The 10,199-nt window shown below is 75.8% G+C and carries 10 protein-coding genes; 5 read left to right on the forward strand and 5 right to left on the reverse strand.

Annotation, left to right across the window (positions count from 1 at the left end; translation table 11 throughout):
* Positions 1-110 precede the first annotated feature (110 nt).
* Positions 111-2,075: an ATP-binding protein gene (locus E1283_RS23765; RefSeq protein ID WP_132820169.1), complete on the reverse strand. Its 1,965-nt coding sequence runs from the start codon at positions 2,073-2,075 to the stop codon at positions 111-113.
* A 138-nt stretch (positions 2,076-2,213) separates the two neighbouring features.
* Here E1283_RS23765 and E1283_RS23770 point away from each other — a divergent pair, with 138 nt between their 5' ends.
* On the forward strand, positions 2,214-3,092 hold the full coding sequence (locus E1283_RS23770) for an alpha/beta fold hydrolase (RefSeq protein ID WP_132820170.1): 879 nt from the start codon (positions 2,214-2,216) through the stop codon (positions 3,090-3,092).
* A 455-nt stretch (positions 3,093-3,547) separates the two neighbouring features.
* On the opposite strand, the gene E1283_RS23775 is transcribed toward E1283_RS23770, so the two are convergent.
* Complete coding sequence (locus E1283_RS23775; RefSeq protein WP_132820171.1) at positions 3,548-4,738, reverse strand: 8-amino-7-oxononanoate synthase; 1,191 nt, start codon at positions 4,736-4,738, stop codon at positions 3,548-3,550.
* 115 nt (positions 4,739-4,853) lie between these two features.
* On the opposite strand from E1283_RS23775, the gene bioB reads away from it, so the two are divergent.
* From bioB to bioD, 3 genes are read left to right on the forward strand one after another with little or no spacing between them, the layout of a single operon-like run.
* Positions 4,854-5,915: a biotin synthase BioB gene (bioB, locus tag E1283_RS23780; protein ID WP_132820172.1), complete on the forward strand. Its 1,062-nt coding sequence runs from the start codon at positions 4,854-4,856 to the stop codon at positions 5,913-5,915.
* Positions 5,908-7,221, forward strand: coding sequence for an adenosylmethionine--8-amino-7-oxononanoate transaminase (locus E1283_RS23785; RefSeq protein ID WP_132820173.1), 1,314 nt, complete (start codon positions 5,908-5,910; stop codon positions 7,219-7,221). Before bioB ends, E1283_RS23785 begins: the two co-directional genes overlap by 8 nt.
* Before the next feature lie 13 nt (positions 7,222-7,234).
* The gene (gene bioD, locus E1283_RS23790; RefSeq protein WP_132820174.1) at positions 7,235-7,930 is read left to right on the forward strand and encodes a dethiobiotin synthase; all 696 of its coding nucleotides are present in this window, start codon (positions 7,235-7,237) and stop codon (positions 7,928-7,930) included.
* Positions 7,931-7,943: 13 nt separating this feature from the next.
* On the opposite strand, the gene E1283_RS23795 is transcribed toward bioD, so the two are convergent.
* The gene (locus E1283_RS23795; protein WP_132820175.1) at positions 7,944-8,339 is read right to left on the reverse strand and encodes a RidA family protein; all 396 of its coding nucleotides are present in this window, start codon (positions 8,337-8,339) and stop codon (positions 7,944-7,946) included.
* A gap of 136 nt (positions 8,340-8,475) precedes the next feature.
* On the opposite strand from E1283_RS23795, the gene E1283_RS23800 reads away from it, so the two are divergent.
* Complete coding sequence (locus tag E1283_RS23800; protein WP_132820176.1) at positions 8,476-9,453, forward strand: helix-turn-helix transcriptional regulator; 978 nt, start codon at positions 8,476-8,478, stop codon at positions 9,451-9,453.
* Here the strand turns inward: E1283_RS23800 and E1283_RS23805 are convergent.
* Together E1283_RS23805 and E1283_RS23810 are read right to left on the reverse strand one after the other, a co-directional pair.
* Positions 9,450-9,893: an HIT family protein gene (locus E1283_RS23805; protein WP_132820177.1), complete on the reverse strand. Its 444-nt coding sequence runs from the start codon at positions 9,891-9,893 to the stop codon at positions 9,450-9,452. The genes E1283_RS23800 and E1283_RS23805 overlap by 4 nt on opposite strands.
* 11 nt (positions 9,894-9,904) lie before the next feature.
* On the reverse strand, positions 9,905-10,129 hold the full coding sequence (locus tag E1283_RS23810; protein WP_132820178.1) for a nucleoside triphosphate pyrophosphohydrolase family protein: 225 nt from the start codon (positions 10,127-10,129) through the stop codon (positions 9,905-9,907).
* Between the last annotated feature and the right edge of the window lie 70 nt (positions 10,130-10,199).

The raw sequence follows: 10,199 nt of genomic DNA on the forward strand, positions 1-10,199 counted from the left end.
GGGCGGGAGGTGGGGGCGACGGGTGCCGCCGTGGCGGTGACCGCCCCTTCGTGCCGCCTCGTTCCTACCGTCGTGCCGAGTGTGGCGGGCGGCGCTGACAACGGGCCCGCTCAGCCGGTCCGCTGGAGCGCCTCCGCCAGGGCCGCCAGGTGGCCGGCGACCGGGCCCAGGGTGAGCAGGCCGCTGCCGGCCCCGGCCAGTTCACCGGCCGCCGGGGCGAGCCGGTCGTGGGCGCGGCGCATCGTCCCGCGGTCGCCGAGGGTCAGGGCCGCCCTGCCGAGCAGACACCACAGCGCCTCCGACAGCAGGTCGCGCGGCGGTTCGGGGGCCCGTCGCAGCGCGGCGGCCGCGGCCTCCCGCCGGCCCTCGGCGAGCAGCAGGTGGGGTAGTGCCCACGGCTCGTAGGGGCCCCAGTCGGCGGGCTCGTCGTGGCGGGGCGGCAGCCCACGCCCCACCCGGAGGCAGAGCAGGGCGAGCGGGAGCAGCCCGCGTTCCAGCCCCGGCATGCCGGCGCCGTCGAGCAGCCCGGCCGCGTCCCGGTAGGCCGCCTCGACGTCCGCCGTCGGAGCGCCGGTCGCGGCGCGCCGCAGGACCGCGTACCAGCCCGTGAACACGCCGACCAGCGGGAGTTGGTGGCGCGCCGCCAGTCGCTCGGCGGCCGCCGCGTGCCGGTCGGCGGCGGCGAGGTCGCCGAGGGCCGCGCCGGCCTGGAGGCGGACGAGGTGGCCGAGTACCTGGTAGGTGACGAGGTCGTGGCGGTCGGCCAGGTCGACCAGCTCGACGCCGATGGCGTCCCGCAGGGGCGCGAGCCCGGCGCGGTGGAAGGTCTGCATGAACGCGGAGTTGAGGGCGAAGGCGAGCAGCGCCGGGTCCCGGAGCCGGCGGGCGATCTCCGTCGCCCGCCGGGCGGCGTCCGGGCCTCGTGGCGAGGAGGCGCCGCGCGTCTCCAGGGCGATGGTGGCCAGCAGGCGGCACCTGGCCGCGTCGTGCCCGGCCGGCGGCAGGGCGGCCAGCGTGCGCTCGGCGGTCGCCACCACCCGGGCGGCCTGCTCGGGGTCGTCCACCCGGGTCCAGATCGCCGGCACGTCGTAGGCCCCGACCACCCGGGCGGTCAGCTCGGGGTCGCCGAGTTCCTCGGCCGCCGCGACGGCCGCCACCCGGTGCCGGCGCGCCGCCTGGAGCCCGCCGCCCCCGGTCACCGCGAGGTCGCGCAGCAGGCCGACCGTCGACTCCAGGCGGGCCCGGGCGCCGGGCGGCACGGCGCGGTCGTAGGCGGCGGCCGACTCCGCCCAGACCCGGTCCGCGCCGCCCCGGCCGGCGGTGAGGTGGTCGGCCCGGCGGAGGATGTCGGTCTCCAGGCGCCGCAGTTCGGGGCCCGGGTCGATGCCGAGGCGCTCGACGAGGAGCGCGCGGGCGCGGCGGAGCACGGCGAGCGCGTCGCCCTGGCGTCCGGCCCGGTAGAGCGCCAGGGCCAGCAGGCGCCACGCCGGCTCGCGCCAGGGGTGCTCGGTGACGTGTGCGTCCAGGTCGGGCACGGCCTCGGCGGGCCGGCCGAGGGCGAGGCGGGCCTCCGCCAGGCGTTCGACGGCGCCGAGCCGCAGCTCGGTGAGCCGGGCGCGTTCCGCCCTCGCCCAGGGCTCGTCGGCGAACTCGGCGTAGGCGGGTCCGCGCCACCGGCCGAGGGCCTCGACGAGCCGCGCCGCCGCCTCGTCGGGCGGGCGGGTCGCGGCGGCCGAGGCGGCGTCCTCGAACCGCCAGGCGTCCACGGCGGCCGGCTCGGCGCGCAGCGCGTAGCCGGGTCCGTCGGTGACCAGCAGCCGGGCCGGCGCGCGGGGCGGGCGGTCCGGTTCGAGCGCGCGGCGCAGCGCGGCGACGAAGGTCCGCACCGCGCCCACCGGGTCGCCGGGCGGCGCGGTCCACAGGTCGTCCACCAGGCGGTCGACGGGGACGACGCGGCGGCGGGCGACGACCAGCCGAGCCAGCACGGCCCGGTGCCGGGGCCCGCGCAGGGTGATCGGCTCGCCGGCGTCGTTCCAGGCGGCGACCGGTCCGAGCACCCCGAAGTCGACCCGCACCCTCGGCCTTCCTCTCCGGCGCACCCTTCCGGGTCACGGTACCGCGCACCCCTGGTCGCCCACCGGTCGCTCATCGGACGCTCATTCGCGGCGGGGAGGCTGGTGGCGACCGATCCCCCCCTCCCTGAGGAACGCACCATGGCACCTGTCATCCCCGGCTTCGAGTACCGGCGGATCGCCGTCACCGACGGCGTGTCGCTCAACGTGGCCGTCGGCGGCCGGGGCGCGCCGCTCGTGCTGCTGCACGGCTTCCCGCAGACCCATCTGATGTGGCGGCACGTGGCCGTCGAGCTGGCGGCCGACCATACGGTGATCTGTCCCGACCTCCGTGGCTACGGGGCGAGCGACCGGCCGGCCGAGTCGGTGGCGGGCGGCTACGGGAAGCGGACCATGGCCGCGGACGTGGTCGCGCTGGCCGGGGCGCTCGGCCACGAACGCTTCGCGCTGGCCGGGCACGACCGGGGCGCGCTGGTCGCCTTCCGCGCCGGTCTCGACCATCCGGCGGCGGTCACGCACCTGGCCTGCCTCGACGTGCTGCCGACGCTGGACATGTGGGAGGTGATGCGGGGCGCCTCGGCCGCCGTGGGCTTCCATCTCTACCTGATGGCCCAGCCGCCGGGGCTGCCGGAGCGGATGATCGCGGCGAGTGCCGACGACTTCTTTGGCCACTTCCTCGACCTGTGGATCGGGAACCCGGCGGCGATCCCGCCCGACGTCCGGGCCGCCTACCTCGCGGCATGCCGGTCGGCGGTGCCGTCGATCGTGGCGGACTACCGCGCGTCGGCGGGCGTCGACGTGGCCCACGACCAGGCGGACCGGGCGGCCGGCACGGTGCTGCGGATGCCGGTCAGCGTGCTCCAGCAGGACTGGGGCGCGGCACTCGGCTACGACGCGGCCGCGCTGTGGCGGGCCTGGGCGCCGGAGCTCCGGCACACCACGGTGGACTGCGGTCACTTCATGGCCGAGGAGGCGCCCGACGTGGTGGTCGCGGCACTGCGGGAGCTGCTGGCCCGTTGAGGCCCTGGCGGCGACCCGGCGGCCGGCCTCAGGGACGGCGACGCGAAGCTCGTCGCACGCCGGCGGCGGTACCGGGAAACGGCGACGGCCGACACGCCGCGCGGGCCACCGGCCTGCCGGGGCCGCGTCGTGTCCGCCACAACGGTCGCGAGCGACGGCCGCTGCTGCTTCACATCGATCCGGACACCGCCAACCCACCGCCGGCGGCACAACGCTCCGACGGTTCGGCCACCGAGGCCCACCGCGTGCCGGCCACGGCCTCCGGTACCGACAAGGCCCGGCGCGGCACGCGGGCCTTCGGCCGCCGGGGCCGCGTCGTGCCCGCCACGACGGTCGTGACCAACGGCCAGCCCCGCCCCACGCCGGTCCGCGCCGCCCGGCAGGGGGTCCGCGCGATGCGCCGGTGGTCGGCCGCGTGGCGCCGCCCGCGGTGAGCCCGGCAGCGGTCCGGGTCGTCAACCGGTGGGGGCGGCGGCCACGATGACCGTGAGGGCTCGGGCGAGTTCGGCGTCGGTCAGGTCGGCGCGGGCGGTGAGGCGGAGTCGGGAGACGCCGTCCGGCACGGACGGCGGGCGGAAGCAGCCGACGGCGAGGCCGGCCGTGCGGCAGTCGGCCGCCCATCGCACGGCGGCCGCCGGCGAGGGGGCGCGGACGGCGACCACGGCGGCGTCGGGCCTCGCCGCCGGCAGCCCGGCCGCCGTCAGGCCGCGGTGGAGGTGCCGGGCGACCGCCCTGGCCCTGGCGGGCCGGGCCGGCTCGCGGCGCAGCAGCCGCAGGGCGGCCAGCGCGGCGCCCGCGGCGGCGGGGGCGAGCCCGGTGTCGAACACGAAGGTGCGCGCCGCGTTGACCAGGTGCGCGATGACCCGGGCCGGCCCGAGCACGGCGCCGCCCTGGCTGCCCAGGGCCTTGGAGAGCGTCACCGTGGCCACCACGTCGGGCGCCCCGGCCAGGCCGGCGGCGGCCGTCGCGCCGCGTCCGCCGTCGCCGAGCACGCCGAGGCCGTGTGCCTCGTCCACCACCAGCGCGGCGCCGGCCGCCCGGCACACCTCGGCGAGCGCGCCCAGCGGGGCGAGGTCGCCGTCCACCGAGAACACGGCGTCGGAGACGGCCAGTGCGCGCCGCCCGTCCCGCCCGTCGAGGGCCTTGCGGAACGCGGCCGGCTCGGCGTGCGGCACCACGGCGATCTCGGCGCGGGAGAGCCGGCAGCCGTCGATCAGCGAGGCGTGGTTGCCGGCGTCGGAGACGATCAGCGCCTCCCGGCCGCCGAGCGCGGTCAGCGCGGCCAGGTTGGCCGCGTAGCCGGAGGAGAACACCAAGGCGGCCTCGAAGCCGCAGAACTCCGCGAGCTCGGCCTCCAGTTCGGCGTGCAGTTGGGTCGATCCCGTCACCAGCCGGGAGCCGGTGGCGCCGCCGCCCCAGCGCCGCGCCGCCTCGGCCGCCGCCTCGACCACCTCCGGGTGGCGGGCCAGGCCGAGATAGTCGTTCCCGGCCAGGTCCAGGTCGGTGGAGTCGGCGGCGCGCGGGCGCAGCCGCCGGGTGAGGCCGGCGCGTTCGCGCCGCTCCGCGACGGCGTCGAGCCAGTCGAAGACCCGTTCTGACGAGCCGTCACGCACCACGGCCACCCCCTGGGATTGTTGAGTACTCATAAAACGTAACCCGGGTCCTCCCCGTGAGACAGGAGGCTGTGGACACAGTCCCCCGTGACGCTTTATGCACTTCCTCCTTTGCCGTGCGGGGTGCCGCTGCGCCAGGATCGTCCCCATGGACCTGCTCGACAGCCTGGTGGCCAAGGGGCTCAGCCGTGAACTGCCCGCCCGCGAGGAGGCGTTGGCCGTGCTGGCCACGTCGGACGAGGAGCTGTTGGACGTCGTCGCGGCGGCCGGCAGGGTGCGCCGCAGGTGGTTCGGGCGGCGCGTCAAGCTCAACTACCTGGTGAACGTGAAGTCCGGTCTCTGCCCCGAGGACTGCTCCTACTGCTCGCAGCGGCTCGGTTCCCGGGCCGGGATCCTCAAGTACACCTGGCTGAAGCCGGATCAGGCGGCGGAGGCGGCCAGCGCCGGGGTGGCGGGCGGCGCCAAGCGGGTCTGCCTGGTGGCCAGCGGTCGGGGCCCCACGGACGGCGACGTGAACCGGCTCACCGACATGGTCGCGGCCATCCGTGAGCGGCACGCCGACGTGGAGGTGTGCGCCTGCCTCGGGTTGCTCTCCAACGGCCAGGCCGACCGGCTGCGCGAGGCCGGCGTCGATGCCTACAACCACAACCTGAACTCCGCCGAGGCGACCTACGGCGACATCTGCACCACCCACGGGTTCGAGGACCGGGTGGCGACCGTGCGGCAGGCCAAGTCGGCGGGCCTCTCGGCCTGTTCCGGGGTGATCGCGGGCATGGGCGAGAGCGACGAGGACCTGGTGGACGTGGTCTTCGCGCTCCGTGAGCTCGACGCCGACTCGGTGCCGGTCAACTTCCTCATCCCGTTCGAGGGCACCCCGCTCGCCAAGCGGTGGGACCTCACCCCGCAGCGCTGCCTGCGGATCCTGGCGATGACGCGCTTCGTCCACCCCGACGCGGAGGTACGGATCGCGGGCGGTCGGGAGATCCACCTGCGGTCGCTCCAGCCGCTGGCCCTGCACCTGGCCAACTCCGTCTTCCTCGGCGACTACCTCACCAGCGAGGGCCAGGCCGGCCAGGCGGACCTGGACATGATCGCGGACGCCGGCTTCGAGGTGGAGGGCGCGGACACCAGCACGCTGCCGCCGCACCGGGCCGAGCTGGTCGCCGTCCGCCGCCGCGGCGCCGGCACCCGGGTGCCGCCCAATGCGTGACGACGCTCCCGGCGCGAGTGGGGAGTTGCTGGAGCTGGACCGGCGGCACGTCTGGCACCCCTACGCCCCGATGCCCGGCAGAACGCCGCCGCTGCTGGTCGAGTCGGCGTCCGGGGTGCGGCTACGGCTCGCCGAACCCGCCTTCGGCAAGCGCGAGTTGGTGGACGGCATGGCGTCCTGGTGGTCGGCGCTGCACGGGTACAACCATCCGGTGCTCAACGCCGCCGCGCGGGACCAGCTGGAGCGGATGAGCCACGTGATGTTCGGCGGCCTGACCCACGAGCCGGCGGTGCGGCTGGCCGCCCGGCTCGTCGAGATCACGCCGGCGCCGCTGGAGCATGTCTTCCTCGCCGACTCGGGCTCGGTGTCGGTCGAGGTGGCCATCAAGATGTGTCTGCAGTACTGGCGTTCCGTCGGCAGGCCGGCCAAGCGGCGGCTCCTCACCTGGCGCGGCGGCTACCACGGCGACACCTGGCACCCGATGTCGGTCTGCGACCCGGACGGCGGGATGCACCGGCTGTGGTCGGGCGCGCTGCCCCGGCAGGTCTTCGCGGACGCCCCACCGGCCGGCTTCGACGCCGATCCTGAACCGGCCTACGCGCGGTCGCTGCGCGAGCTGATCGCCCGCCACGCGCCGGAGTTGGCGGCGGTGGTCGTCGAACCCGTGGTGCAGAACGCGGGCGGCATGCGGTTCCACTCCCCCGGCTATCTGCGGGTGTTGCGCGAGGCGTGCGACGAACACGGCGTGCTGCTGGTGTTCGACGAGATCGCCACGGGCTTCGGCCGCACCGGCGGGGTGCTGTTCGCGGCGGACCACGCGGGCGTCGCGCCCGACGTGATGTGCGTGGGCAAGGCGTTGACGGGCGGCTACCTGTCGATGGCGGCCGCGCTGTGCACCTCCCGGGTGGCCGACGGCATCTCGCGCGGCGAGTTCCCGGTGCTGGCGCACGGGCCGACGTTCATGGCCAACCCGCTGGCCGCGGCCGTCGCCAACGCCTCGGTCGACCTGCTGCTGGCCCAGGACTGGGCTGCCGAGGTGAAGCGGATCGAGACCGGGCTGGTGAGCGGACTCGCGCCGGCCGCCGAGCTCCCCGGGGTGCGGGACGTCCGGGTGCTCGGCGCGATCGGCGTGGTGCAGCTCGACCACCCGGTGGACATGGCCGCGGCGACGGCGGCCGCGGTGTCGGAGGGCGTCTGGCTGCGGCCGTTCGGCGACCTCGTCTACACGATGCCGCCGTACGTGACCGACGACGCGGACCTCGCGCTGATCTGCCGGGCCGCGTGCGCGGCGGCCCGAGCGGGCTGAGGAGGGTTTCCCGATGGACGGTCCCTTCCTGTTCGTCAGCGGCACCGGCACCGAGATCGGCAAGACGGTGGCCACCGCCGCGATCGCGGCCACCGCGCGGGCCGCCGGGCGCTCGGTGGCGGTGCTGAAGCCGGCCCAGACCGGGCTGACGGCGGGTCACCCCGGCGACGTGGCCGAGGTGACCCGGCTCGCCGGCCCGCTGACCGGCGTCGAACTCGCCCGCTACCCGGACCCGTTGGCGCCGGCCACGGCCGCGCGCCGGGCCGGGCTGCCGCCGGTCGGCCCTGCCGAGGTGGCCAAGGCGGCCGAGGCCCTGGCCGAGGACCACGACCTGGTGCTGGTGGAGGGCGCCGGCGGTCTGCTGGTGTGGTTCGACGAGTCCGGCAACACTCTCGCCGACGCCGCGAGCCGGCTCGACGCGCCCGTCCTCGTGGTGACGACGGCCGGCCTCGGCACCCTCAACGCGACGGCCCTGACCACGGAGGCGCTGCGCGCCAGACGGCTGGCCTGCCCGGGCGTGCTGATCGGCGGCTGGCCGGCCGCACCGGACCTGGCGGCCCGCTGCAACCTCGACGACCTGCCGTCCGTGGCCCAGGCGCCCCTGCTGGGCGCCCTCCCGGACGGGGCGGCCGCCCTGCCGCCGAACGCCTTCCGGCGCCGGGCCCCGGGCTGGCTGGCGCCGGCGCTGGGCGGCACCCGGGGCCGCTGACCGCCCTCAGGTGTTACGCGACGGCGGTCCCCTCCAGCTCGACCAGCTGGCCGGGGATCGCCAGCCGCGTCACGCCGAGCATCGTGGTCGTCGGCGCCACCCTGGCGGCGCCCAACCGCGAGGCGAGCACGCCGTAGTGCTGGAAGAGCAGGTCGACGTCGGTGGTGTAGACGTTGAGCCGGACCAGGTTCGCCAGGGACATGCCGGCCTCGTCGAGCACGGCCTCCAGGTTGTCGACGCTCAGCGCCAACTGGGCCGCCATGTCACCGTCATGCTGGGGCTTTCCCTCGCGGTCCATCGCGGTCTGCCCGGAGCAGTACAGGGTGCGGGTGTGCCCTGAGACGATCTCCCCCTGGTTGAATCCCAGCTCCGCCGACCACGTCACCGGGTTGACCGCCGTTCGTTCCATCGCCACATCGGCTCCATTCCATTCATGGGGCGTGCCCGCGCCCATCGGCGCGATGCCGCCCGCCTCGGACGTCGTGCGAAGAGCCTCGCAACGAAAGTACGACACCCCATGTCGTGTATTCCGATAGGGTTTTCGGATGCGCGCCGACCGGTTGGTCTCGCTGGTACTGCTGCTCCGCCAGCGCGGTCGGCTGTCCGCGACGACACTGGCCCGCGAGCTCGAGGTGTCCACCCGCACCGTGCTGCGTGACATCGACGCGCTGTCCGCGGCCGGCGTCCCCGTCTACGCGGAACGCGGCAGGCACGGCGGTTTCGCGTTGCTGCCGGGTTTCCAGACGGAACTCACCGGGCTGAACCACGACGAGGCGCTCGCCCTGCTGGTCGCCGGATCACGGCGTGGCGCACAGGTCTTCGGCCTCGGCTCGGCGCTCGCCTCGGCCATGCTCAAGGTGGTAGACGCGCTGCCCGAAGGCCATCGGGACACGGCGGCCGGCGCGGCGCGGCGCCTGCTCATCGACCCGGCGATCGACCTCCTCTCGCGCCGCGAGGTCGCCGAGGAACTGCCCGACGCGGTAGCGACCGAGGTGCGGCGCGCGGTGTTCGCCGGGCACAAGCTGCGCATCCACTACGCGGCGGTGGACCAGCCCCCGAAGTGGCGCACCGTGGACCCGATCGGCCTGGTCACCGTGCGCGGCCAGGGCTATCTGCTGGCCACCAGGTCCGGCGCGGACCGCACCTACCGGCTGTCCCGCATCCGGGCCGCCGAGGAACTCGACGAGCCGGCGCGGCGACCGGACCGGGTCGATCTGGACCGGGCCTGGCGGGAACGCGGCACGCGGTTCCGTACCGGCGGCGACCAGGTCGCGGTGCTGGTTCGGCTGAACCCCGCTCGGCGCGAGGAACTGGTGGCAACGGCGCTGGCCGTCCTCGCCGAGGAGACCGAGGTGGACGGCTGGCTGCGGCTTGAGGTGACCTTCCAGGATTCGCGACACGCCGAATGGGCGCTGTGGCAGCTCGCCACGGACGCGGAGGCCCTCGCCCCGCGGTGGTTGCGCACCTCCCTGCGCGACCGCGCCGCCACGATCGCCACCCGCTACGGAGCGTCCTCCTCCTAGGAGTCGAGCGCGGCGCGCAGCCGCTCCGCGTAGGCGCGGCGGCGGTCGGCCGGGAGCCACTCGGGCTGCGGGGACGTGCGGTAGAGGTCGTCGCCCGGGTAGCGGGGGAAGAGATGCTGGTGGAAGTGCCAGACGTCCTGGTTGCCGGCGGGCTCGTTGTGCTGGCGGGTGGAGACCCCCGCGCAGTCGTAGGCGGTGCGCATGGCGCGGGCGAGCATACGGGTGGCGTCGAAGACCGCGTGCCCCTCGGCTGCGGGGAGGTCGTAGAGGTTCTCGTGGTGGGCGACGGGAATGATCAGCAGGTGGCCCGGGTTCCGTGGCCACCAGCGGGGGCAGATCATCGCGAAGACCCGCTCGTCGCGGTAGACCACGTCGGGCTCCCGGTCCGGGGTCAGGTGGCAGAACGGGCAGTGGTAGTCGGCGGGTTCGTGGTGGTGCACGGGTACCTCCCTCAGGAACCGGTCGACGGCCGCGTGACGAGGTCGCCGAGGAGCGGCGGTCGGTAGTCGGGGCCTTTGAGCATCCGGCCGTCGGCGTCGAGCTCGCTCAGGTTGGACCGGTGGACCTCGACCAGCAACGTCCGGCGGTGTTCCGCCAGTTCGGGGCGTTCGGCGCCGGCCGCGCCGTCGAACACCTCGCGGAACTCGGCGACTCTTCGCATCGGCTCGTGATCCATGCCCCGACCCTAGGCGCTGGGTACGACATCCGACCGGCCGCCCGTCGCGCGGTGCGCGAGGGCGGGTGGG

Origin of the sequence: Streptomyces hainanensis, from assembly GCF_004348415.1 — a bacterium.
Lineage (GTDB): Bacteria > Actinomycetota > Actinomycetes > Streptomycetales > Streptomycetaceae > Streptomyces > Streptomyces hainanensis.